We start from the raw sequence: 24,384 nt of genomic DNA on the forward strand, positions 1-24,384 counted from the left end.
GACGGGGCGTCGACGCGGCGGCGCGGCGGGGCGACGGGGCGGTGCGGCGGAGCGGTGCGGGCGGCGGGGTGCGGTGGGCGGAGCGGAGGCGCGGGGGCGCGGGGGCGCGGTGGGGGGCGTGCGGTTGGGGTTACTCAAAAACGGGAGCGGCGGCTACCTTGTTCGGGGCTGCTTTTCGGCTATGCCGGATTTGCGGCGGTGCATATCGGGCAGCTCTCCGGACAGCGCAGGGCCATCGGCGCATCGGGATGTGCGAATTGCCGGTCCGTTGGGCAGACTGCGTCGGGTGGAAGTCCAGCAGGCCCTGGGCGGTCGCTACACGCTCCTGAGCGAACTCGGCCGCGGCGGCACCGCCGTGGTGTGGCGCGCCCGCGATGAGGTGCTCGGTCGTGCCGTTGCTGTGAAGGTGCTCGCCGGCAGTCACGTCGGCGACGAGGGTTCGCGTGCGCGCATCCGCGACGAGGCCCGCGCCGCCGCCGCGCTGTCGCCGCATCCCAACATCGCCCAGGTGTACGACTTCGGCGAGTCGGACGAGGGCGGCACCCGCCTGCCGTACGTGGTGATGGAGCTGGTGAACGGTCCCACGCTGCAGCAGAAGGTGGTCGAGGCCGGGCATCTCGCCCCGGCGACGTCGTTGCGGATCTGCGCCGAGGTGGCTGCCGCGCTCGCCGCCGCGCACGCCGACGGTCTGGTGCATCGCGACATTAAGCCGGGAAACGTCATCGTGACGCACCGCGGCGCGAAGGTGGTCGATTTCGGCATCGCGGCGGTGGCCGGTCCGGGTACGCCCGACGAGATCCTGTACGGCACGCCGGCCTATCTGGCGCCGGAACGCGTCACCGGGGACGCGGTCGAGCCGGCCACCGACGTGTACGCGCTCGGCGTGCTGCTCTACCGGTTGCTGGCCGACGATTCGCCGTGGTCGGTCGAGAGCACCACCCAGATGCTGTCGGCGCACGTCTACATCGAGCCGAAGCCGCTGCCCGAGCTGCCCGGCGTGCCCGCCGTGGTGGCCGACCTGATCCGGCGCTGCCTGCGCAAGGACCCGCTGGACCGGCCTCCGGCAGCCGACGTGGCGGCGGTCCTGGCCCGGGCCGCCACCGCGCCCCAGGGCCACGAGGACGGTGACGAGGACGGCCGGGACCCGACCAGGCGTCGCCTCTGGGCCGGGCTGGCGGGCCTCGCCGCCGCGCTGGTCGTGGGGTTGATCGTGTGGGCGCTGCTACCGGTGCCCCCCGACGGCGATCGGGACGGCGCGGTCGCCGCGGCGCCGCCGTCCCAGGATCCGCAGGCCGGTGGCACGTCGCCCGCGGCGACCCGCAACGCCTCGGACAGCCGTCCCGGCGCCGACCCCGCCGATCCGGACGGCGCCGCGGGCGTCGACGGCGTGCCCGCCGGCGTGGGGGAGGGCGTGGTGCCCGGCGGGCCGGCCACCACCGCGCCGGGTCCGGGGGCGCAGCCGGGAACCACCACCGGCGGGAACGGCGGGCCGGGCGGGGCGACCGACGAACCCACCGCGGACCCCACGACCGGTACGACCGAACCCCCGCCCACCGAGGATCCACCGCCCGCCGGGGGTGGTAGTTCCGGCGCGAAGCGGCTGTCGTCCGACGCCGGATTCGTGGTGGCGAAGTGCAGCAACGGAAAGGCGACGTTCAACACCTGGCACGCCACCCGGCCGTACCAGGTGGAGAGCGTGAACCCCGGTCCGGCGACCGCCGCTCAGGTGACCTTCGTCGACGATCCGTCCCGGGTGCGGATGACGGTGACGTGTGCATCCGGATCCCCGACGGCGGCCGTCACCGAGCAGTGACGGCCGCTGCCCGGTTCGTTCAGCGATCCGCTGTGCTGCCGCCGACCGTGCGCTGCGGTGCCGCGCCGGCGCTCCCGGCGGAACGCGCCGGGAGCGGCAACGTCACCCAGGCCACGCAGCCACCGCCCGGGTTGGCGTTCAGTCCGATCTGCCCACCGTGCCGTTCCACGATGCGCTGGCAGATGGCCAGGCCCAGGCCGTTACCGGGGATGCCCTCGGCGTTGGCGGCGCGGTAGAACGCGGTAAGCACCTTCGGCCGTTCGGACTCCGCCAGACCGGTGCCGTTGTCGGTGATCTCGATGCGCCAGCTCTCCCCGCGCCAGCTCGCGCCGTCCAGGTCGGCACTCACCCGTACCTCGGGAATCTGCATCTCCGGGGTGTAGAGCAGTGCGTTCTCCAAGAGCCGACGGAACACCTCGCCGAGCAGGCGGCGGTCGCCGTCCACCGTGCACAGTGCGTCCACCTCGATGGTCACCGGCTCGCCCGGGCGCACGGCGGCGACAACCTCCTCGGCGATGCCGGGGATCACGCCGGCCAGGTTGATCGACTGCCGGGCCAGCGGCACCTCCCGGACCTGGGAGTACAACAGCAGATCGTGGACGAGCTTGCCCATGGTCTCGGCGTTGGACTCGATGTCCAGCGTCGCCCGGCGCCGCGCCCGGGGGGTCAGCTCGTCGTTCTCGGCGACCAGCGTCGCGTACTCGGTGATCTCTCGCAGCGGTCCCTGCATGCGGGAGGCGGCCACCTCGGTGAAGGCTTGCAGCTCGGCCTCGCTGGTGCGCAGGCTGAGTTCGGCGGCCTCGCGGCGTGCCACGTCCGCGCGCAGATCCGCGGTCGCCTTCTTGACCTGGCGGATGGCCCGCACCCGCGACCACGCCAGCACCCAGGCCAACGCGGCCAGCAGCAGGGACAGCACGGTACCGCCGACCTCGACGAGCTGCGGGGTTCCGGCCAGCTCGTCGTTCACCATCTGCTGCGACGGCTGGACGGTCAGCCGCCACAGCCGGCGGGTGGCGGGGAAGTCGCGCGCGACGGCCGGTGCGGCGTCGGCCACCGTCGAATCGGCAGGAGCGAGGCTGCTCATCGTCAGTGGCTGACCGGGGGCGGTGATGTCCTGGACGGTCACGGAGACGTCGTCGACGCCCGCGTTGCGGAGCGCGGTCTGCAGCATCGGATCGAGGCGGAACGCCATGCTGACCCATCCGCGGAAGGTGCCCGCGTCGTCGGTGCCGTTCGCCGCCACCACGGGGGCCTGCAGGGTGATCGACGGCCGCTGTTCGCTGGCCGGACGATCCTGGTCCTTCGCCAGCACGACCGGTGCGGTGATCGCTGGCGCGCCGGTGGTCCGGGAGGCGGACAGCGCCTCGGCGGCTGCCGACAACTGCGCGACGTCGAGGCCGAGAACTGTCCCATCGCCGTCGAACTCGCGGTACAGCACGATGAACCGGTGCTCGGCGACGTCGTCGGCCGGCTTCAGGGTCAGCGCCGGCCCGACCCGCGCCCGCCAGGTGCGCTGGACCTGCGCCACCTGGCCGGGTGACGCCGGCACGACGAAGGAGGCGCCCACCGCGCCGGGCAGGTATCGCGCCGCGTCGGCCAGGGTGTCGAAGTCCGTCGCGGTGAGATCCGACTGCGCCGAGGTTGCGCGGGCGATCGAGCCGATGAGGCGGGAGTACGACTGCACCATGTCGGTGAGCGCCACCTCGGCGATGTCGGCGCTGCGGTAGGTCTCCCGCTGCAGCCGGTCGTCCTCGATCTGATGGAGCCGGTCGCCGGCGGCGAAGCTGCCCGCGACGCCGAGCAGAAACACGACCAGGGGGATGACAACGGTGCTGACGACCCTGATGGGCCGTCCTGATCGCGTTCGACGTTTCGCCATATCACCAGGTTCGGCAGCGCCTGCCCGATTATGAGAAAGCTTCCGGCCGGTGGCCGGGCAATCACTTAAGTGCCCCGCGGGCACGCCGATGGACGTGTCATGCACCCGGCTGAGATGACGTTGTCCGCACGGCTCGAACTGCCCGAGCCGCGATGGCACGCGCAGCGCGGACGCACCGGCTGGGAGGACACCTCGCGCCAGACGGTGGAGAGCCTCGCGGCGTTGTCCGGCATGCCGACCTGGCACGTCGGGCGGGTCATCGACAACGTGCTCACCCCGCTGGCCGTGTCCACCGGTGCGGTCGGCATCGCGACCGGTACGCGCGTCAACTGGTCGCCCACCGTCTGCCGGCGCATGGTGAGCCGCCTCGGCCCGAACCTCGCCCCGGACGTGCTGGCGATTCCGGACTACGCCGGTGCGCCCGCCGTCCGCAAGCTGGGCATGCGCGCGTACGCCGGGGTGCCGCTGCTCACCGAGCACGGCGACCTGCTTGGCGTGCTGGCCGGCTGGCACACCGAGCCGCGCGAATTCCCGCCCGGGCTGGAGCCGTTGCTGTGGGCGCTCTCCAACCTGATGGCCGGCGTGCTGCAGTCGGAGTTGCGTGCGACCCGCGCGGTGCGGACCACCGAGACCCGCGCGCCGGCTCCCGTCGTGGTCACCGCAGGGGCGTCGCGCCTGCCCGCCCGGCGGGGCTGGGGCGCCATTCTGGAGCAGGAGGAACGCCGGGCGCGGGACCTGGGCACCCCGGTCACCGTCCTGCTGGTGGACTTCGGGTCGCTGCGCTCCGCGGCGCGTGCCCAGAAGGCCGCCCGGATCGCGGTGGACCACCTGCGGGACGCGGTGCTCGCCCGGCTGAGCGTGCGGCACATCGGGGCGGTGCTCAACGACTGCACCCAGGCGCAGGTCGACCGGCTGGGCCAGCGGGTCGACGCGGCCCTGCGCAAGGCGGGGTTCACCGCCACCACGGCATCGGCTTCCCGGCTGGAGACCAGCGACCTGCGCGACACGTGGAGCCTGGCCGAGCAGCGCCTGTTCGAACAGCGCAAGGCGGCGCGATGATCCGGGGCCTGCGACGTGTCGTCGCCGACGCCGGTCCAGTCCGGCTCACGCTCATGCTCGCCTTCGCCGCCGCGGTGGCATACGCCGTGGCGCACGACCGGGCGCTGCGGCACGTCGAGGCGTGCGGGAGCGCCGAGGTGCTGCGCTGGTTCGCCTTCGACGACGTATCGTGCGTCGCCGACACCACGCTCTTCCGCGTGGACGGCACGCTGACCGGATACACCATCACCATCGGGTGTACGGCGATCTTCCTGCTGTTCCCGTTCTTCACCATCACCGGGCTGCTGCTTCTGGTGCGCCGGGTGGCGGTGTGGCGCAGCCTGCTGGCCGCGGTGGCAGCCACCATCGCGGTGCTCACCGTCAACCAGGTGCGCCTGCTGGTCATCGGCGCCGGCATGCGGATCTGGGGGATCGAGCAGGGGTACGCGTACACGCACATCTTCTTCGGCACCCTGGTCAGCACCCTCGGCGTGGTGCTCAGCGGGTTCTTCTATCTGAAGTTGCTGACCGGCCTGCGCGCCCGCAAGGCGGTGCCGGCCCATGCTTGACAGCGCCAACTGGCTCCTCGCCCTGCTGAACGCCATGGCGTTCATCCTCTCCGTGGCCTTCCTGGCGTACGTGGTCATGGTGTTGCGGCCCTTCCTCTGGCATCGCGAGATCCCGCTGGGCGACCGCTCCGACTTCCAGTGGCACATCGTCATCCCGTGCCTGGACGAGGAGACGGTCATCGTGGACACCGTCGAGCACCTGGTGGACACGTTCCCGGAGGCGACCGTGTGGTGCGTCGACGACGCCTCGGCGGATCGCACCCTTGTGCTGATGCGGTGGCTGGAAACCCGCTATCAGCAGGTACGGGTGATCAGCCGGGTGCCGCCGGAAGCGCAGCAGGGCAAGGGCGCGGCGCTGAACGCCGCCTGGCGGGCCATCTCCGCCGAGGTCGGGGACGAGGCCGACCGGTCGAAGATCATCGTGGGTGTGGTGGACGCGGACGGGCGGCTGGAACAGTTCGGCCCGGATGTGATCACCGGACCGTCCATGTTCGGCGATCCGGGCGTCGGCGCGGTCCAGGTGCAGGTGCGCATCACTGAGGATGTGGACGCGCTGGCCGCCACCGACCTGGACCGGTTGATCGGCGAGAACGCCCGCACCAAGGGGGACGCGCTGCTGGTGCGCCTGCAGGATCTGGAGTTCGCCGGGCCGATCGCGGCGATGCAGTTCCTGCGCCGCCGCACCGGCAGCGTGGCGATGGGCGGCAACGGCCAGTTCACCCGGCTGTCCGTGCTCGACGAGATCGGCGACTGGAAGGGCGCGCCCTGGCACGGCGCGCTGCTGGAGGACTTCGAACTGGGCCTGCACGTGCTGCTGCTGGGCCACCGTTCGGAGTATTGCCACGACACCTTCGTCGCCCAGGACGGCCTGCCGAAGGTGCGCGATCTGCTGCGTCAGCGCACCCGCTGGGCGCAGGGCAACCTGCAATGCTGGAAGTACCTGTGGCAGGTGCTCAACTCGCCGAAGGTGCCGCTGTCCGGCGCCCTGGAGATCGCCCACTACATGTGGGTGCCGTTGTCGCAGATCCTGGGCAGCGTCGTGTTCCCGCTCACCGCGGTCGTGCACTTGGCATATGCCCTGGGCGATCCGGAGGGCCCGGAGGGCTGGCTGCTCAGCGGCGCCTGGGGGCTGATTCCGCTGGCGTTCCTGTTCGGCGTGCTCCCGCACGCGCTGTGGGGCCTGTTCTATCGCTCGCACTGCGCCAGCCTCGTGAGCCGCCGCATGGCGCTCGGAATGGCCGCGGTGAACCTGTTCTACGGCTATCTGCTGCAGATCGCCGCCTGGCGCGCCGCCTACCGCGTGATCCGCGGCAACGGCCGATGGGACAAGACCGCCCGCGCGGGCGACGCCGTCACCGCGACCGTCCGCGAGCATCCCGATCGTCACCCGACCGCCACAACCCGACCACAACTGCAGGGAGGTATCTGAATGTCCCGACGTTCATTGCGGACCACGCGACGACTGGTCGCGCCGGGCCTGGCCGCGGCGGTGTTCGCGGTGGCCCTGTTCGGCACCGCCGCGCCCGCGCACGCGGACACCGCGAACGCCACCGCCACGGCTGTCGAGCTGTCGCTTCTCGGTGGTTCGGTGGTGACGACCGGTCAGGCCGTCGCCAGCAACACCGGATCCGGCACCGACGACGAGGTCAGTCAGACCCCGGCGTTGACGGTGCTGGGGTCCCAGTCCGTGATCAATGCGGGAGTGGCGGTGCAACGCGCGGTCGCACGCAGCGACGGAACGTCCGCGGCCTGCGCCGGCCTGATCGGGTCGGGCGGGTCGATCCAGATCGGCGCCGACGGTTCCTGCCAGCTCACCCTGGGCAACTCGAACGGCGTACGGGTCACCCTGGTCACCGGAACCCAGATCAAGGCGGACGCCTTGATCGCTTCCTGCACGGCCTCGTCCGACGGCATCGTGACCACCCACGTGGACGTGGTCGGGGCCAAGGTCTACGCCCTGGGCCTGCCGATCATGAGCCTGGACGCCGAGCCGACGCCCGAGACGTGGACGAGCATCGCCGGGGTGGCGATGATCGGCGACCACCTGCTCACCCACCCGGGCGGTCCGGGCAGCGTCCGCAACGACGCCCTGAGTATCGACCTGCTCACCGGCACCGTCTCGTCGACCATCGGCAAAGTCACCTGCGGCCCGAACGCGGTCACCGTGCCCACCCCGGCGATCCCCGCCGAGGGCATGGCGATGCTCGCGGGCATCGTGGGCGTCACCGGCATCGGCTGGTGGCTGCGCAAGCGGCGGCTGGCCGCGTGACCGAACGCCGGCACTCGTGGGCCGAGCAGGTTCGGCCCACGAGTGCCGGCGCACCGGCGATGGGCACACTGGGTGGATGACGATCTGGTACGGCGGCGACTACAACCCGGAGCAGTGGACCGAGGACGTCTGGCCCCAGGACGTACGGCTGATGCGCCGCGCCGGGGTCAACATCGCCACCGTCGGGGTCTTCTCGTGGGCACGGATCCAGCCCGCCGAAGGGGTTTTCGACTACGACTGGCTGGACCGGGTGCTCGACCTGCTGCACCGCGGCGGCATCGCGGTGGACCTGGCCACCGGCACCGCCTCGCCGCCGCCCTGGGCGGTGCAGGCGTACCCGGACATGCTGCCGGTGAACCAGGACGGCGTGACGCTGTGGCCGGGCAGTCGGCAGCACTACGCGCCCACCTCCCCGGACTACCGGCGGCTGGCCACGGATCTGACCCGGGCCACCGCGCGGCGATACAGGGACCACCCGGCCGTGGTCATGTGGCATCCCAACAACGAACTCGGATGCCACGTCGCGTACGACTACTCGGACCACGCCGCCTATGCGTTCCGGGACTGGCTGCGGGACAGGTACGGCACCATCGACGCGGTGAACGAGGCGTGGGGCACCTGGTTCTGGTCGCAGCACTACACGGATTTCGCCCAGGTGCTGCCGCCGCGCCGCACGCCGTACCACGTGAATCCGAGCGCCCTGCTGGACTTCCGCCGGTTCAGCTCGGATGCGTTGCGAGAGCTGTTCCGGATGGAGAAGCACATCATCCGCGAGGCCGGGGCGACCCAACCGGTCACCACCAACATGATGGGTCCGCACCGCCCCACCGACTATTGGGCGTGGTCCGAGGACATCGACGTCATCTCCGACGACAGCTATCCCGATCCCGCGGATCCACTGTCCTATCAGGTCAGTGCGTTCGCCCGGGACCTGATGCGGTCGCTGAAGCCGGGACGCTCGTGGATCCTGATGGAACAGGCGCCCGGCGCGGTGAACTGGCGCCCGGCCAACGCCGCCAAGGCGCCGGGCCAGATGGCGGCGCTCAGCATGCAGGCAGTCGGTCGCGGCGCCGACGGGGTGATGTTCTTCCAGTGGCGACAGGCGACCGCCGGGTCGGAGAAGTTCCACTCGGCGATGCTGCCGCACGCCGGTACGGAGACTCGCACGTACCGGGAGATCTCCGCGCTGGGCCAGGAACTGAGCGGATGGCAGCCGCCCGCTCCCGGCGGTGAGGCGAAGGTGGCGATAGTGTTCGACTGGCACAACTGGTGGGCGATCGACCAGACCGACCATCCGGCCACAGTGGACTATCTGGCGACGGTGCGCGGATGGCACGCGGCCTTCCTGGACTTGGCGGTGCAGGTGGACATCGTCCGTCCGGACGGGCCGTTCGACGCGTACGAACTGGTGGTGGCGCCCAGCCTGTACCTGATCCGGGACGCGGCGGCGCTGGCGGCCTACGACCGGCATCTGCTGGTGACCGCGTTCAGCGACGTGGTGGACGAGCACGATCGCTTTCTGCCCGGCGGTTTCACCACCCGTCTCGGGCCGGCGCTGGGCGTGTCGGTGCTGGACTTCGAGGGCGTGCGAGAGACGGAGATCGCCGTGTTCGGCGGGGCGATCGCGGGCGGCACGCTCGCCGAGACGATTCGCGTGGACGACGCGGAAATCCTGGGCATCTTCCCGGACGGGCGGCCCGCGCTGACCCGCCGCGGCAACGCCCATTACGTGGCGACACTGCTGGACGGCGACGGCCGCGCGACGGTGGCACGCTATCTGATCGAACGCGCGGACATCCGCCCGGTGATGACGGGTCTGCCGCCGGGGGTGGAGGCGTGCGCCCGCGGCGATCTGATCACCCTGATCAACCACAACCCGGAGCCGGTCCAGGCCGGCGAGTTCAGCCTAGGCCCGTACGGCTACCAGGTCATCGAGCAGGCACCGTAACCCCGCGTCGCGGGGCGGGTGCGCGCCGTCGCGGGGCGTGGGCGCCCGGTCGTGGGGCGTGGGTGTGCGCCGTCGTGGGTGTGGGTGCGCCGTCGCGGGATGTGGGTGTGCGGTCGCGGGGTGTGGGTGTGCGCCGTCGTGGGGCGTGGGTGTGCGGTCGCGGGGTGTGGGTGCGCGCGGTCGCGGGGTGTGGGTGTGCGCCGTCGTGGGGCGTGGGTGTGCGGTCGCGGGGTGTGGGTGTGCGCCGATCTTGAGGATTGGGTGCCCGATTAGCTGCGTCATGTCGGGCATGCCGGACCACAATCGTCAAGATCGACGCGGGCGCCGGGGCCGAGCGCGTCGATCTTGGAGAAAGCGGGCCCGATTGAGGCTGATAGATCGGACTTGTCGGACCACAAAGTCCAAGATCGCCGCGTGTCGGGGGGCGGGGGCGCGTGCCCGGGGGGGCGGGGGCGGGGGCGTGTGGCGGGGGGCGTGGCGGGGGGTGTGCGGTCGGTTAGCGCTGGGGGCGGACCGTGAGGATCTGTTCCGCCCGGCCTACTGGGCCCGTCACGTCGTGCAGGGTCGTCGACGTCAGGCCCTGGCCGTCTGCGCCGAAGACCACCGTGGTGTCCAGGCCCACCCAGTCGCCGTGCGGCTGCCGGTGCAGGTGGATGCTGAGGTCCAGATTCGGGAACATCCACTCCTTCGGGTTCTGCCGCACCGCGATGCCGTTCGCGGTGTCCACCAACCGCACGAAGCGTGCCAGCGGCGTGCTCGGCTCGCCCGCCACGAGGTCGTGCTCGCTGGTGATCCACGCCGTGGTGCGGCCGGGTCCCGGCTCGCCGGCCGGGCGCACCTCGATGGACCGGATGTACTCGCCCGGCCACACGTCGGTCATGTCCCAGGGCGTCAGCGTCTGTGGCGCCGGCAACGCACCCGCCGCGCCGCCCGCCACCTCCGCGGTGTCGTGCCGGGCCAGCCGCCACGCCCGCGCCCGCACCACCGTACGATCCGCCCAGGTGACCACGGCTTCCACCAGTTCCACGGTGCGTCCCGGACGGACCACCTCGACGTGGATGTCGAAGTCTTCCAGGCGGATGACGCCGAGGATGTCGAAGGTGAGGCGGCCGATCACCATGGGCACACCGCCGCGCCCGCCGTCGCCGTCCCGCTCCGCGGCGAACCGGTCGATGGCATGCACCACCAGGCCGCACAGCGGGCTGATGTGCTGTTCGTCCACCGCCCATGCGCCGCCGGTGAACTCGCTCGGCCGGTACCGGTGCGCGCCGACCCTGGTGAAGTAGCTCATGCGGTTCCCATCAACTCGGCGAACCGGGCGGCGCCCACGTTGCCGCCCGAAATGATCACACCGACCCGGCCCGGCTCTTTGACGTGCCCGCTCAGCAGGGCCGCCAGGCCGATGGCTCCGCTCGGTTCCACGACCATCTTGAGCCGCTCGAACGCGAACCGCATCGCCGCGCGGATCTGATCGTCGCCGACCAGCACCACGTCGTCCACCAGCCGCCGGTTGACGGAGAAGGTCAGCTCGCCGGGGATGCTCGCGGCCTGCCCGTCGGCGATGGTGCGCGGCACCGGGATGGACACCCGGTGGCCGGCCGCCAGCGACCGCTTGGTGTCGTCGCCGGCTTCCGGTTCGACGCCGATCACCCGCACGCCGGGCAGCAGCGCCGTGGCGGTGGTCGCGCTGCCCGCCATGAGACCGCCGCCGCCCACCGGCACCACCAGCGTGTCCATCTCGCCGACCTGGTCGATCAACTCCAGCGCGGCGGTGCCCTGCCCGGCGATCACGTGCGGATGTTCGTACGGCGGAATGAGCGCGAGCCCGAGCTCGGCGGCCATCGCCGCACCGATCGCCTCCCGGTCCCCGGTGTAGCGGTCGTAGGTGCGGATCCGCGCGCCGTACCCGGTCACCGCGTCCCGCTTGGCCGACGGGGTGTCCTCCGGCATCAGGATGGTCGCGGTGCTGCCCAGTTCCCGCGCCGCCAGCGCGACCGCCTGAGCGTGGTTGCCGGATGAATAGGCCGCCACGCCCTTGGCCAGTTGCTCGGGGGTGAGCCGGGAGAGCGCGTTGTAGGCGCCGCGGAATTTGAAGGCGCCGACTCGTTGCAGGTTCTCGCATTTCAGGTACGCCTGCGCGCCGGTCTCCGCATCCAGGGTGCGGGAGCGCGCCACCGGCGTGCGGTGGGCGACACCGGCGATCTGCGCGGCCGCATCCCGGACGTCCTCCAGGGTGACCGGTGGTCTGGTCGTCATGGCGCTCCTCGGGTCGGCGTGCCGCACATTCTTACCAGCGCACAGACGCATGTGGCGGCCCGGGTTGCGCAAGCCCTTGGCCGACGGCCGCGCGGCGGCCCATCCTGCACGGAACCCCCATTTCCCCGAAAGGACGCCGATGCCGACAATCGCGCGCCGCGCCGGGATCCTGCTCCTGAGCGCCCTTCTCGGTCTGGCCACCTGGCTGATCGCCCCGCACGCCGACGCCGCCACGGCGCCGCTGGTGCGGCTGCGATTTCTGATGATCATCAAGCCGGTGTCCCAGGTGCCGGGCCTGTCCGCGACGCTGACGCAGGCACAGATCGACGCCGCCGCCTATGCCTTCCAGAACACCTTCCCGCGGATGGTGGAGGACCTGACCGCGGGCGCCGTGGACATGAGCACGGTGGCGGTCGTCTCCGGGCGCCCGCTCACGTCGATCGGGTACGAGGGCAAGATGGTCGAGCCGTCGAACGTACCCGGCGACGTCGACCAGTTCCTCCATCCGCAGGAGTGGGACGGCGTCTTCATCTACAACGCCTTCCGCGAGCATGCGTACTTCTCCGGTGGCTCGCCGGGCCCGTTCAACACCGGATGGTCCAGTGTGAACGCCCGCGACGACCTGGGATACAACCAGGACGCGGTGGCCGGCTGGGTGCACGAGATGCTGCACCAGCTCGGTGAGCAGTTCTATTTCCAGCAGCTCGGGGTGCCCGGCGCGGTGGATCTGCACGCCGCCGCGGCGCACGGCTACGTGCAGGACCAGTATGGCCTGCCGTTCTGGCTGGGTTGGTACCGCGACTTCCTCAACGGCACCATCCCCGGCGGGCTGGGCCTGGGCCCGAAGGCGTGGACGCGCGGCAACCGGCGTGGGGTCACCGACTCCACCGGGCAGATGATCGTCGGGGCCGGATCGAACCGCTGCGTGGACGTCTCCGGTGGCCGTGCGGCGGACGGGACGAAGGTGCAGTTGTGGGACTGCCACGGCGGACCCGAGGTGCGGTGGCGGTGGCAGGGCTCGGCGCTGGTCAACACGCGTACCGGTAAATGCCTGGATGTGGACGGCGGCCGCACCGTCGGCGGTGCGAAGGTCCAGCTCTGGACCTGTCTGAGCAACGGCGCGCAGCAGTGGCAGTTGGTGAACGGCAATCTGCGCAATCCGCAGTCCGGCAAGTGCCTGGACGCGGACGGCTGGGGCACCGCCAACGGGACCCAGTTGATCATCTGGGACTGCGGCCCGGCGCAGTCGAACCAGACCTGGCGTTTCGCCTGACGTATCCGTCCCCTGCCCGGCGAACGGCGCCGAATTTCGCCGTTTGCCGGGCAGGGGGCGTCGGCGCTGGACCATGATGCGGGCATGACATCGCTCGGTTCGCGACTCCCGCGCGGTGCCCGCCTCACGCCGGAATCCTGGGCGGCGCGGCACCGGATCAACATCCGACTGCTGTGGCTGCACGTTCCGCTGATGGTGTTGCTCGGCGCACTGGGGCCGATGCCGCTCTGGGAGACGTTCGCCGTGCCGGCCGCCGTTGCCGCCATCGCCGGGACGGTGTCCCTGGCCCGGGAGCAGAGCACCAAGGCGTCGATCACCAGCGTCGGGCTGATCGCCTGCACCTTCGCCGTCATCGAGCTGTCCGGCGGCATGATGACCATGCACATCCACCTGTACGCGACGATGGTCTTCGTGGCGCTCTATCAGCAGTGGTCGCCGTTGCTGTGGTCGGTGGTGATCGTGGTGCTGCACCACGGCATCCTCGGCGAGGTCGCCCCGGGCCGGGTGTTCGGCATGCCGGACCTGTCCTTTTCCGGTGCCCTCGGCATGGTGGCGCTGCACGCCGGCCTGGCCACCCTGGAGATCGTCGGCATCCTGTTCATGTGGCACTTCGCCGAGCAGGCCGAGCGGGAGAATGAGGCGCTGGTGCGGGAAGCGGCGCAGCAGCGCAGCGAGACCGAACGCGCCGAGCGCGCGGCGCGGGACAGCGCGGCCGCGTCCGACCGGCAGCGACACGCCGACCTCGCCAGCCGAGCCGAGCGGGTCAACAGCGACGTGCACCTGGTCAGCGAGCAGGCGCGGGCGGCGATCGGCGCGGTGGCGGCGGTGGATGGCGAGCTGAACACCCTCGCCACCGCGGTCCGCGACGTGGCGGCGCGCTCCGGGCAGGCGGCCTCCAGCGCCTCGTCCGGCCGGGACACCGCGCTGCAGGCCGCCGACAAGGTGCGCAGCCTGGAGCAGTCGGTCAGTGAGATCGCCGAGGTGAACTCCCTGATCGCGCAGTTGGCGGCGCAGACGAACCTGCTCGCGTTGAACGCCACCATCGAGGCGGCCCGCGCGGGCGAGTCCGGCCGCGGGTTCGCCGTGGTGGCCGGCGAGGTGAAGCAGCTCGCCCAGCAGACGGCCAGTTCGGTGCAGCGGGTCAACGGCGTGATCGAGACGATCGTGGCGCAGACCAACGGGGTGGCGGAGACCTTCGAGACCACCACGGGTGCGGTCTCCGAGATCTACACCGTGCAGACCGACATCGCCGCCTCGGTGGAGCAGCAGTCGGCGGTGCTGAGCGAGATCACCCGCCAGCTCTCCACCGCGACGACGTCGGCGCAGCAGGTGCTGACCGGTTTGGAGAAGCTGGCCGAGGGTGCCCGCTGAGCGAGGGTCGGTCATCGGTGCATGCGCGCGCCCTTGAGCGCCTTGTCCACGGCGTTGCGGGGGCCGTGCAGGCACAGACCGACGAGGTCCAACTGGTCGGTGCGGACCGCGCGGACCGCCGCCCGGTTGTCCCGGTCGTTTCCGGTGGTGAACAGGTCCGAGGTGAAGACGGACATGATGAGCCCGCGCTGCCGTGCGCGGGCGTGGCCGAGGCTGAGCAGCTCCTTGTCGCCCTCGAAGATCAGCACCGGCTGGCGGAACATGGGCAGATAGGCGACGTCGTCGGCGTCCGCGTACGGCTGGCCGATCACCTCCGGGACCCGGGTGCCGAGGCCGCTGACCAGGAACGCGGTGACGTTGAGGCGCTGCCAGCCGGCCAGGTCGTCACGCAGCAGCACGGCGATCTTGGTGTCGAAGCGAATGGTGTCCATGCGGCCATCGTCGGCGGGCCGCGACCGGCGGGTCTTGTACGATTTTGACGTGCCGGCGGACCGGCCCGCGCGAGCGGGACACGAACTGCGAGCATGGCGCCCCGCCGTGGACGGCGTCACCGAGGTTCTGCACGCCCGGTTCACCGACCACGTCTATCCGATGCACGCGCACGACGCGTGGACGGTGCTCATCATCGACGACGGCGTGGTCCGTTACGACCTGGACCGGCACCGCCGCGGCGCCTTCGGCGAACTGGTGACGGTGCTGCCGCCGCACGTTCCGCACAACGGCGGGGCGGCCGGCGCGGGCGGCTTCCGCAAACGGGTGCTCTATCTGGAAGCCGGCCGTCTGCCCGCCGACGCGGTGGGACCGTCGGTGGACCATCCCGGCTTCGCCGATGCCGCGCTGCGCGCGATGATTTCCCGGCTGCATGACGTGGTCGCCGTGCCGGGCGAGCGGATGCACGCCGAGAGCCTGCTCGCGGTGGTGCGCCGGGAGCTGTTGCTGCACCTGGGCCGGGACACGACCGGGCCGGAGCCGGGACCCGGCGTGGCGCACCGACTGCGGGATCTGCTGGAGGATCGGGTGGTCGCCGGCCTGCCGTTGGCCGAGGCCGGCCGGTTGCTGCACGTCGACCCCGCGCACCTGGTCCGGTCGTTCCACCGCACCTTCGGCATGGCGCCGCATCGCTATCTCACCTCGCGGCGGGTGGACCTGGCCCGGCGGCTGATCCTGACCGGGCAGCCGCTGCCCGCGGTCGCCACCGCCAGCGGCTTCTACGACCAGTCGCACCTCACCCGCCACTTCCGGCGCATTCTCGGGATCAGTCCGGGCCGGTACGCGCGAACGCGCTAGCCGAGCTTCTTCGCCCGCTGCACCGCCTGGGCCAGGCGTTCCAGCAGCGGGGCGGAACCGGCCCAGGAGAAGCGCGGCACCGCGTCCCAGGGCGTGATCTGGTTCGCCTTGACCGCGGGCAGGTCGCTCCAGGTGGGCTTGGCGGCCAGATCGGCCGGCGCCAGCGCGGTGGACCGGGCGTCGAGCAGGATCAGGTCGGCGTCGTACTTTCCGGCGTTCTCCCAGCTCAGGCTCTCGAAGTAGTCGCCGCCGTCGGTCTTTTCCGGCACCACGATCTGCACGCCGAGCTCGGCGAAATACATCAGGTCGGCGCTGGTCTTCGGGGTGGACACATAGAACAGATCGGGGCTGCCGGAGGCCGCCAGGACGCGAAGCCCGCCGTTGGCCGCGGCGGCCTTGCGCACCGCGTCCGAGGCCGCGTCGAACCGGGCCTTGGCCGCGGTCACCGTCGCCGCCCGCAGGTCCGCGCCGAGGGAGGCGCACAGTTCGGCGTACCGCTCGATGACCTTCACCAGCGACTTGCGCGCCGTGGTGATGGCCACGCTGGGTGCCAGCGCAAGGATCTTGTCCTTGCTGTCGTCCGGCACGTACCACAGCGCACCCGGGTCGTACATGTGCGTGACCAGCAGGTCGGGCCGCAGCGCCGCGTATTTCTCCACACTGAACTCGCCCCAGGCGTTGCCCAGCACGGTCACCGCCGTCACGTCGAGGTCGCCGGCCTGCGGGTCGGCGGACCCGTCGGCCTTGGTGGTCTCGCCGAACACGCCGACGATCTGCCGATCGATGCCGAAATCCACCATCGCGGCGGCGGTGCCGGTGAAGGCGACGATCCGGGACGGCACGGCATCGGCGGTGACGCGGTCGTTGCGGTCGTCGGTGAAGGCCCAGGGGCCGGAGGGGGAGCCGGACGGGGACGAGGGGGCGTCATCCCCGTCGGCTCCGCACGCGCCGAGCAGCCCCGCGGCGGCGACGGCGCCACCGGCGGCGAACAGACCGCGACGGGTCAGGTGGGGTGCTGGCAGTCTGCGCATGAAACTGGTCCTTCTGCAGGGGGGAGAGCGAAAACGGCGTGGGCAGTAGGTTAAGTTACCCTAACCTAACTGACAGCAGAGATCGAGGAGAGGTCGTGCCCGCCGTCGACGCCTCCACCGCCGCCCGGCCCGGCGCCGTTGCCGCGACGTCGCCGCCGGGCCGGTCGCCGCGCGCCGCCGCGGGCCTGGCCGGGCTGGCGGCGTCGGTGCTGGTGCTCGCCGTGGTGATCATCCTCAGCGTGGGTCTCGGCTCCCGCGGTCTGAGCCCGGCCCAGGTGTGGCGCGGGCTGGTGGACCACGCCTCGCCGCTCTTCGGGGTGGTGCACGAGATGCGGCTGCCGCGGACCCTGCTCGGCCTGCTCGCCGGTGCCGCGCTCGGCCTGGCCGGCGCGATCATGCAGGCGCTCACCCGGAACCCCCTGGCCGACCCGGGCCTCCTCGGCATCAACGCGGGCGCCTCCGCCGCGGTGGCCTCGTCGGCCGCCTTCCTCGGCGTCGCCACCTTCGCCGGCTACGTCTGGTTCGCCCTGCTCGGCGCCGCGGGTGTGACCGCCGGGGTGTACGCGATCGGCGGTGGACGGACGGCCACCCCGGCACGCCTCGCGCTGGCCGGCGCGGCGCTCAACGCGGCGTTGTACTCCTACGTCAGCGCGGTGATGCTGCTGAACGCGGCCTCTCTGGAACGGATGCGTTTCTGGACCGTCGGATCGTTGGCCGGCGCCGACATGGGCACCGTGGTCCGGGTGCTGCCGTTCGTCGCGGCCGGCGGGGTGCTCGCGCTGGCCTGCGCGCGACCGCTGAACGCGCTCGCCCTCGGCGACGACGCGGCGCGCGCCCTCGGCGCCCGGCCGGCCACGGTGCGCGCCGCCGTGATCATCGCGGTCACGCTGCTGTGCGGCGCGGCCACCGCGGCGTGCGGCCCGATCATCTTCGTCGGGCTTCTGGTCCCGCACCTCGTACGTCCGTTCACCGGCCCCGACCTGCGCTGGCTCCTGCCGTACTGCGCGGTGCTGTCGCCCGCCCTGCTGCTCGGCGCCGACGTGCTCGCGCGGATCCTGGGCAGTCCGGGGGAGCTGCAGGTGGGCACGGTCACCGCGGTGCTCGGCGGGCCGCTGTTCCTGACGCTGGTGATCCGGAAACGGGCCGTACGCGGATGATCGTGTTGCGGGCGCCCGGCGGCTGGTCGGTGCGCGTCTCCCGGCGGGCCGCCGCGGCCGGGGCGATCCTGGTGCTGGCCACCGTGGCGGTGGGCGTGCTGGCCCTGGGCGGCGGGGACTACCCGATGTCCGCCGGGGACGTGCTGCGCACCCTCGGCGGTGGCGGTTCGGCCGCGGAGGACTTCATCGTCTGGCAGTTGCGCCTGCCGCGCCTGGTCACCGCGGTCGCGGTGGGTGGCGCGCTGGCGCTGGCCGGGGCGCTGTCCCAGTCGCTGGTGCGCAATCCGCTGGGCAGTCCGGACGTGCTCGGGGTGACGCAGGGCGCGGCGACCGGTGCCCTGCTCGTGGTGGTCGCCGGGGGCGGCACGCTGACGCTCACCGGCGCGGCGATGGCCGGCGGTCTGGGCGCCGCCCTGCTGATCCAGGTCCTGGCATGGCGGCACGGCGTGCACGGATACCGGCTGATCCTGGTCGGCATCGGCGTCGCCGCGATGCTCACCGGCGTCAACGGGTATCTGCTGACCCGCGGGCGGCTGATGGAGGCGGCGCGCGCGGTGCTCTGGCTGACCGGCAGCCTGGACGGGCGGGGCTGGACGCAGGCCGCGATCGTCGGCGGGGCACTGGCGGTGCTCGCCCCGATCGCGTACGGCTGCGGCCCGGCGCTGCGCGCCCTGGAACTCGGCGATGACGCGGCGGCTTCCCTCGGCGTCGGCGTCTCCCGCGTACGGGCGGTGCTGCTGATGGTGTCCGCGGTGCTGGCCGCCACCGCGGCGTCGGTGGCCGGACCGGTGGCGTTCGTCGCGCTGACCGCCCCGCACCTGGCTCGGCGCCTGACCCGCTCGACCGGGCCGAACCTGCTGCCGGCCACCGCGATGGGCGCCCTGCTGGTGGTCGCCGCCGACGAGGCCGCGCAGCGCCTGTTCGGCGAGCGGCAGTTGCCGGTCGGGGTGGTCACCGGGGCGCTGGGCGGCGGATACCTGATCTGGCTGCTCGTCGCGCAGCGCCGCGCCGGTCGCCTCTGAGCGTCACGCGCCGACCGTGGGCCGCACCTTGATCACGGTGCCGGACAGATGCTGGGACGCGTCGCTGCACAGGAAGGCGACCAGCCCGACCAGGTCCTCGGGCTGTCCGACGCGCCCGTGCGGATAGGTCGCCGCGACTCGCGCCAGGTGTTCCGGCGTGACCACGTCCTTCATGCCCTCGGTCTCGGTGAGGCCGGGCGCGATCGCCACCGTTCGCACGCCCTGGTCGCGCAACTCCTGGTGGACCACGTTGGTGAGCACTTCCACCGCCGCCTTGGCGCCGGCGTACGCCGCGCCGCCCGGCGCGAGCTGCGCCCCGGTGGTCATGAAGACGATCCGTCCGCCGCCGCTGCCGATCATGATGGGCGCGAAGTGCTTGGTCGCGATGTAGTTGCCGATCAGGTTCGAGCGCAGCCCCCGATCCAGCACGGCCGGGTCGGTGTCCAGCACCCGCTGCCTGCCGCCCATCCAGCCGGCGTTGTTGATCAGCACGTCCAACCCGCCGAACTCCCGCGTCAGCTCCGTCGCGGCCGTGCGCATCTGCCCGTCGTCGCTCACGTCTGCCTCCAGGGCCAGGGCCGGTCGGCTGCCCGGCAGCCCGGTGATGTCGTCGACGACGGCCTGGGCGCGTTTGCGGTCTCGGGCGAGCACCGCGACCCGGGCGCCCTCGGCGGCAAGCCCCAGCGCCAGCGCGCGGCCGATGCCCTGGGCGGCGCCGGTCACGACCACGGTCTTGCCGGTGATGTCGAGTCGCATGGCTTCCTCCAACTCCAACGATGCGGTTGGTTTTGACGGTAGACCCACGCATCGCCAACCGCAACGTTGGAGTTGAGAATCGCTAGACTGCCGTCATGGCGTGGGACACCGAAGGCACCCGGCGTCGGCTGAAGGAGGCGGCGGTCGCGGAGTTCGCCGAGCACGGCCCGGACGGCACCACCATGGCGCGCATCGCCGAACGCGCCGGCATCAACAAGGAGCGGCTCTACAAATACTTCGGCGACAAGCAGCAACTGTTCGCCACCGTGCTGACCGACGAACTGGCCAAGCTTGCCGCGGGGGTGGCGCTGCACCCGGTCGGCCTGGACGACATCGGCGAGTTCGCGGCCCGTACGTTCGACTACCATGCCGACCATCCCGAGTTGTCCCGGCTGCTGCAGTGGGAGGGCATGCAGGCCGGGTTCATCGCCGACGAGGCGAGCCGCACGAAGCACTACCGTGCCAAGGCGGAGGCGATCGCCCGGGCGCAGCGCGCGGGCATCCTCGACGACGACATCGATCCGGCCTACTTCGTGTTCATGCTGATCGCCCTTGCCGCATGGTGGCACTCGCTGCCGCAACTGGCGCACATGCTGACCGGCGCGGACCCGGCGGACCCGGCGGAACGGACCCGCCGCCGGGCGTTTGTGGCGCAGGCGGCGCAACGCCTGGCGGCCCCCCGCCCGCGGTCGGAATAGGCACAGCGCCCATCGCCGAGGGGGTGCTCATGCGACTAGTGTGAGGGGGTCGATGTCGAGACCTGACGGCAGGGAGTCGGAACGTGCCGCTGGCACCGCAGTCGCATCAGGGGCAGCATGGTGAGGCATTCGTGTTCTCCATGGCCAGCGCGGCGGGCCTCTTGGCCAACAAGCCGTTCCCGGACGTCGATGGGGTGGATTGGACGATTGGCTATGCGGGGATCCTCGGCACGGTGAGATCGCCGAAAATCGATGTACAGGTGAAGAGCTCCTCATCGCCGAGGGGTGACGCCGAGCACTGGCATTATCGGTTGAGGCGAAAGCATTTCGATGCGCTCGCCGGTCCAGGATTCGCTCTGCGCAGATATCTCCTGCTGGTCACCGTTCCTTCCGAGGCCTCCGAATACGCGGTGTGCGACGCTGATCGCATGGAGCTTCGGCGTGCGGCATACTGGGTCAGCCTCGCGGCGGAGCGAACGCCGGCGAGCACTCCCGGACCCGCCGTACTGGTTCGAGTGCCACGGTGCAATCTGCTCAACCCTTCGCGGCTTCTGGCACTGGTCGCCGGGGACGAGGCGGGAGCGGCGGCATGACGGACAACACGCGCGAGGTCACATCGGCCGATCTGCAGTCTCGTTCGCCGGCGGAGTTGTCGGTATATCTCCGTGCGCAGGGTTGGCAACTTCTGCATCGAGAAGGGGCGGTCGCCTTCTGGACGTTGCCGGTGGGCGGTGCCGATGTGGAAGTCCTTCAACCGCTGGATCCTGACCTGCGCGACTACGCGCTCCGTATGGGTGATGCGGTGACCGTGCTGGCCGCGGTTGAAGGGCGTCCGACCCCGGAGATCCTGCGGAGCATCGGTGCCGCGACATGGGATGTCCACACGATCAGTCTCTTCCCCGGCGAGGAGGAGCCGGGGCTGATATCCCTTGAGGACGGGGTTTGGGCGTGCGAAAGCCTTGAGGCTTTGCTGAGTGCGGCGGCATACCCGGTGTTCGCGCGACAGGATAGGGCCGTGCACCCCTCTCGCAAACTGCAGGGACTGGCCGAGTTTCTGCGTACGGTTCGCATGGGGCCGACTCTGCCCGGCAGCTACAAGCTGACCGTACATACTCCCGTGCCACCGCGTCTGGCAGAGCAACTGCCACTGTTTGAGGGTGACGCTGCGGAAGAGGAGCCTGCGGAACGCCAGGTTTCGCTTCGCCTGCATGCCGCCGTTCAGGCCGCCTTGGAAGCGGCGGACGCTGCACTTCTGACCCCAGATGGCCTGGAGCGATTCAATGCCGCCGTGTCGCGCGGCGTGAGTGCCAACCTTTGCGAGGCGCTCTGGGGTTTCGGCGCCGGCGGCAGGCAATCCTTTGAGGTGTCGATCGCGCTGGCGGCTGCCCGACCTTCTTCGACGCCCTTGCCTGCCCTTCGTTTCCGGAAAGACCACCTTCCTGTGCTGCGGGAGGCGGCCGTGGAGTTGCGTGCCCGTGTGCCGGAAGAGAACGTCGCCGTCATGGGCGAAGTCGTTCGGCTGCATCGCGAGAGCCCCGATGCTGGCGAAATCACACTCGTCGGCCGACTGGACGATGCCGAGCAGTTGCGGCGGGTGTGGCTGACGCTGGCTCCGGAGGTCTACGGAGACGCTGTGCGGGCGCACAGCGAAATGCGGCGCGTGTCAGCACGGGGGAACCTGGTGAGGCGCGGAACCCGTTCCTATCTCACCAATGTCACGGATTTCACCGTCCTACCCGGTATGGGTGACGAGTGACCGGTGAGCGCCCCGCGGCGTGACTGCCGCGGGGCGCTCCTGCTCGGGCCGGGAGGACCGGCTGGGGGTCAGACCAGCACGGACTCCTTTTCGGTCGGCTCGTTCAGGTGCTTGCGGAGCCCTTCGCCCTCGATGTCCACGTTGGGCAGGGCGCGGTGCAGCCAGCGGGGAAGCCACCAGGCCGAGCGGCCCAGCAGGGACATGACCGCCGGCACGATCGTCATCCGGACCACGAACGCGTCGATGGCGACACCGATCGCGAGGGCGAAGCCCATCGACTTGATGACCGGGTCCTCGATGAACACGAAACCGGCGAACACGCTCGTCATGATGAGGGCCGCCGCGGTCACCACGCGTGCTCCGTGACCCATGCCGCTGATCATCGCCTCCTGGGCGCCGGCGCCGTGCACGAAGTCCTCGCGCGTGCGGGACACCAGGAACACCTCGTAGTCCATGGCGAGTCCGAACAGGATGCCGATGAGCAGGATCGGCAGGAAGCTGACCAGCGGGCCGGGCGTGGACAGCCCGACCAGGTTCGCCAGGTGACCCTGCTGGAAGATCAGCACGGTGATGCCGAAGGTCGCGCCGACCGTCAGCAGGAAGCCCAGCGCCGCCTTCACCGGCACCAGGAGGGACCGGAAGACCAACATCAGCAGCAGCACCGACAGGCCGACCACCAGCAGCAGGTACACCGGCATGGCGTCGGACAGCTTCTCCGACACGTCGATGCCGATCGCGGTCTGGCCGGTCAGCGCGATGTCGGCGTCGTTCAAGCCGTGCGTCTTGGACCGGATGTCGTGCACCAGGTCCTCCGTGCTGGCCGCGGTGGGGCCGGTGGTCGGGATGACCGCCAGCAGCGCGGTGCGCTTGTCCCGGCTCAGGTTGGGCGGGGCCACGGCGAGCAGGTTCGGGGTGCCCTGCAGCACCTGGTTGACCTCCTGCACGGCGGTGGCCGTCTGCTGCGCCGAATCGCTCGACACGACAAGCGCCAACCGGCCGTTGAAGCCCGGCCCGAAACCCTCGCTGATCAGGTCGGCGGCTTCGCGGGCGGGCGTGCCCTCCGCGGCGTGTCCGGCATCGGGCAGGGCGAGCCGCATGTCACCGGCGGGCAGCGCGAGCGCGCCCAGGCCGAGCACGCCGACCAGGATCACCGGTACGCGCAGCCGCAGCACCAGGCGCGCCCACCGGAATCCGAAGCCCTCGGCGGCAGCCGCGGCGGGGGAGGCGGCGCGGAGCTTGCGCGGCAGCACCCGTACGCCGGCGAAGCCGAGCAGCGCGGGCAGCAGGGTGAGGGCGACCAGCACGGCGACCGCCACGGTCCCGGCCGCGGCCAGGCCCATGACGGTGAGGAACGGGATGTTGACGACGGCCAGCCCGGCCAGCGCGATGATCACGGTGACGCCGGCGAAGAGCACCGCGGAGCCGGCGGTGCCGACCGCGCGACCCGCGGCCTCCTCCGGTTCCACGCCGTCGACCAGGTGCTGGCGATGCCGCGAGGTGATGAACAGCGAATAGTCGATGCCGACCGCCAGGCCGAGCATCAGGGCCAGCACCGGCGCCGTGCTGGTCAGCGAGATGACGCTGCTCAGGGCGTACAGTCCGGCCATGCCGGCGCCCACGCCGAGGAGCGCGTTCAGCATCGTCATCCCGGCCGCCACCAGCGACCCGAACGTGATCAGCAGCACCACCAGCGCGACCGCAACGCCGATGCCCTCGGTGCCGCCCACCTCCGGTTCGGCGTTCATCACCTCCCCGCCGTGCTCGACCCGCAAGCCCGCCGCCTCGGCCTGGGCGCCGGTGCTCTCGTACGCCTCGCGCTGCTCGTCGGTGACATCGTCGGTGCGCTCGGCGAACTGCACCTGGATCAGCGCGTACCGCTGATCGCGGGAGACCGCCTGCGCGGCGAACGGGTCGACCGCGCCGACCACACCGGGCAGTTGGCCGGCCTGCTGCACCAGACCGCGTACGGCAGTGGCCAGGGCCGGGTCGGTGAGCTTGCGGCCCTGCGGGGCGGCCACCACGATGGTGCCGGTCGACCCGCTGGCCTCGGGGAATTCGTGCTGCAACGCGTCGATGGCGCGCTGCGATTCGGTGCCCGGCATGGTGAAGTTGCTGGACGTCGGACCACGGAAGGCCAGGGCCGCGCCGCCAACGGCGGCCAGCAGCACCAGCCAGAGGGCGACCACCGTCTTCCGGCGGCGGAACGAGGCTCGGCCGAGCCGGTACAGCAGGGTTGCCATGTCCATCCTTGTCGTCGTGAG

The 24,384-nt window shown here is 71.4% G+C and carries 21 protein-coding genes; 14 read left to right on the plus strand and 7 right to left on the minus strand.

Annotation, left to right across the window (positions count from 1 at the left end):
* Positions 1-286 precede the first annotated feature (286 nt).
* Positions 287-1,813, plus strand: a complete 1,527-nt coding sequence (locus IEY73_RS28500) for a serine/threonine-protein kinase (protein WP_229716240.1) — start codon at positions 287-289, stop codon at positions 1,811-1,813.
* Positions 1,814-1,832: 19 nt separating this feature from the next.
* On the opposite strand, the gene IEY73_RS28505 is transcribed toward IEY73_RS28500, so the two are convergent.
* Entirely contained in the window at positions 1,833-3,623 is a 1,791-nt protein-coding gene (locus IEY73_RS28505; protein WP_189082431.1) for a sensor histidine kinase, read from the minus strand.
* A 168-nt stretch (positions 3,624-3,791) separates the two neighbouring features.
* Here IEY73_RS28505 and IEY73_RS28510 point away from each other — a divergent pair, with 168 nt between their 5' ends.
* The 5 genes from IEY73_RS28510 to IEY73_RS28530 all read left to right on the plus strand — a co-directional run bounded on the left by IEY73_RS28510 (position 3,792) and on the right by IEY73_RS28530 (position 9,516).
* Complete coding sequence (locus IEY73_RS28510; protein ID WP_189082432.1) at positions 3,792-4,751, plus strand: hypothetical protein; 960 nt, start codon at positions 3,792-3,794, stop codon at positions 4,749-4,751.
* Entirely contained in the window at positions 4,748-5,299 is a 552-nt protein-coding gene (locus IEY73_RS28515) for an archaeosortase/exosortase family protein (RefSeq protein ID WP_189082433.1), read from the plus strand. The genes IEY73_RS28510 and IEY73_RS28515 overlap by 4 nt, the downstream gene beginning before the upstream one ends.
* Entirely contained in the window at positions 5,292-6,728 is a 1,437-nt protein-coding gene (locus IEY73_RS28520; protein ID WP_189082434.1) for a glycosyltransferase family 2 protein, read from the plus strand. The genes IEY73_RS28515 and IEY73_RS28520 overlap by 8 nt, the downstream gene beginning before the upstream one ends.
* On the plus strand, positions 6,729-7,568 hold the full coding sequence (locus IEY73_RS28525; protein WP_189082435.1) for a hypothetical protein: 840 nt from the start codon (positions 6,729-6,731) through the stop codon (positions 7,566-7,568).
* Positions 7,569-7,644: 76 nt separating this feature from the next.
* Positions 7,645-9,516, plus strand: coding sequence for a beta-galactosidase (locus IEY73_RS28530; protein ID WP_189082436.1), 1,872 nt, complete (start codon positions 7,645-7,647; stop codon positions 9,514-9,516).
* Between the two features lie 496 nt (positions 9,517-10,012).
* Here the strand turns inward: IEY73_RS28530 and IEY73_RS28535 are convergent, their stop codons facing one another.
* Together IEY73_RS28535 and IEY73_RS28540 are read right to left on the minus strand one after the other, a co-directional pair.
* The gene (locus tag IEY73_RS28535) at positions 10,013-10,807 is read right to left on the minus strand and encodes a thioesterase family protein (RefSeq protein WP_189082437.1); all 795 of its coding nucleotides are present in this window, start codon (positions 10,805-10,807) and stop codon (positions 10,013-10,015) included.
* Entirely contained in the window at positions 10,804-11,772 is a 969-nt protein-coding gene (locus IEY73_RS28540) for a pyridoxal-phosphate dependent enzyme (protein WP_189082438.1), read from the minus strand. Before IEY73_RS28540 ends, IEY73_RS28535 begins: the two co-directional genes overlap by 4 nt.
* Before the next feature lie 139 nt (positions 11,773-11,911).
* Here IEY73_RS28540 and IEY73_RS28545 point away from each other — a divergent pair, with 139 nt between their 5' ends.
* A complete protein-coding gene (locus IEY73_RS28545; RefSeq protein WP_189082439.1) occupies positions 11,912-13,045 on the plus strand; it encodes an RICIN domain-containing protein in 1,134 nt (377 codons plus the stop codon).
* Positions 13,046-13,129: 84 nt separating this feature from the next.
* Entirely contained in the window at positions 13,130-14,416 is a 1,287-nt protein-coding gene (locus IEY73_RS28550) for a methyl-accepting chemotaxis protein (RefSeq protein WP_189082440.1), read from the plus strand.
* An 11-nt stretch (positions 14,417-14,427) separates the two neighbouring features.
* Here the strand turns inward: IEY73_RS28550 and IEY73_RS28555 are convergent, their stop codons facing one another.
* On the minus strand, positions 14,428-14,847 hold the full coding sequence (locus IEY73_RS28555; protein WP_189082441.1) for a DUF2000 domain-containing protein: 420 nt from the start codon (positions 14,845-14,847) through the stop codon (positions 14,428-14,430).
* Positions 14,848-14,896: 49 nt separating this feature from the next.
* Between IEY73_RS28555 and IEY73_RS28560 the strand changes: the two genes are divergently transcribed.
* The gene (locus IEY73_RS28560; protein WP_229716241.1) at positions 14,897-15,703 is read left to right on the plus strand and encodes an AraC family transcriptional regulator; all 807 of its coding nucleotides are present in this window, start codon (positions 14,897-14,899) and stop codon (positions 15,701-15,703) included.
* Here IEY73_RS28560 and IEY73_RS28565 read toward each other — a convergent pair.
* A complete protein-coding gene (locus IEY73_RS28565; RefSeq protein WP_189082443.1) occupies positions 15,700-16,734 on the minus strand; it encodes an ABC transporter substrate-binding protein in 1,035 nt (344 codons plus the stop codon). The two genes, IEY73_RS28560 and IEY73_RS28565, sit on opposite strands and share 4 nt — an antisense overlap.
* 206 nt (positions 16,735-16,940) lie before the next feature.
* Here IEY73_RS28565 and IEY73_RS28570 point away from each other — a divergent pair, with 206 nt between their 5' ends.
* Both IEY73_RS28570 and IEY73_RS28575 read left to right on the plus strand, forming a co-directional pair.
* Positions 16,941-17,891: a FecCD family ABC transporter permease gene (locus IEY73_RS28570; protein WP_189082462.1), complete on the plus strand. Its 951-nt coding sequence runs from the start codon at positions 16,941-16,943 to the stop codon at positions 17,889-17,891.
* A complete protein-coding gene (locus IEY73_RS28575) occupies positions 17,888-18,913 on the plus strand; it encodes a FecCD family ABC transporter permease (RefSeq protein WP_189082444.1) in 1,026 nt (341 codons plus the stop codon). Before IEY73_RS28570 ends, IEY73_RS28575 begins: the two co-directional genes overlap by 4 nt.
* Before the next feature lie 3 nt (positions 18,914-18,916).
* On the opposite strand, the gene IEY73_RS28580 is transcribed toward IEY73_RS28575, so the two are convergent.
* Positions 18,917-19,669, minus strand: coding sequence for an SDR family NAD(P)-dependent oxidoreductase (locus tag IEY73_RS28580; RefSeq protein WP_189082445.1), 753 nt, complete (start codon positions 19,667-19,669; stop codon positions 18,917-18,919).
* A gap of 95 nt (positions 19,670-19,764) precedes the next feature.
* On the opposite strand from IEY73_RS28580, the gene IEY73_RS28585 reads away from it, so the two are divergent.
* The 3 genes from IEY73_RS28585 to IEY73_RS28595 all read left to right on the plus strand — a co-directional run bounded on the left by IEY73_RS28585 (position 19,765) and on the right by IEY73_RS28595 (position 22,123).
* Positions 19,765-20,367, plus strand: coding sequence for a TetR/AcrR family transcriptional regulator (locus tag IEY73_RS28585; protein WP_189082446.1), 603 nt, complete (start codon positions 19,765-19,767; stop codon positions 20,365-20,367).
* 83 nt (positions 20,368-20,450) lie between these two features.
* Positions 20,451-20,960 carry a DUF4365 domain-containing protein gene (locus IEY73_RS28590; RefSeq protein ID WP_189082447.1) on the plus strand — a complete coding sequence of 170 codons (510 nt, stop codon included), beginning with the start codon at positions 20,451-20,453 and terminating at the stop codon, positions 20,958-20,960.
* A complete protein-coding gene (locus IEY73_RS28595; protein WP_189082448.1) occupies positions 20,957-22,123 on the plus strand; it encodes a hypothetical protein in 1,167 nt (388 codons plus the stop codon). The genes IEY73_RS28590 and IEY73_RS28595 overlap by 4 nt, the downstream gene beginning before the upstream one ends.
* Positions 22,124-22,191: 68 nt before the next feature.
* Here the strand turns inward: IEY73_RS28595 and IEY73_RS28600 are convergent, their stop codons facing one another.
* Positions 22,192-24,363 carry an MMPL family transporter gene (locus IEY73_RS28600; protein ID WP_189082449.1) on the minus strand — a complete coding sequence of 724 codons (2,172 nt, stop codon included), beginning with the start codon at positions 24,361-24,363 and terminating at the stop codon, positions 22,192-22,194.
* Positions 24,364-24,384: the final 21 nt, after the last annotated feature.

This window comes from Mangrovihabitans endophyticus (assembly GCF_014646155.1).
Lineage (GTDB): Bacteria > Actinomycetota > Actinomycetes > Mycobacteriales > Micromonosporaceae > Actinoplanes > Actinoplanes endophyticus.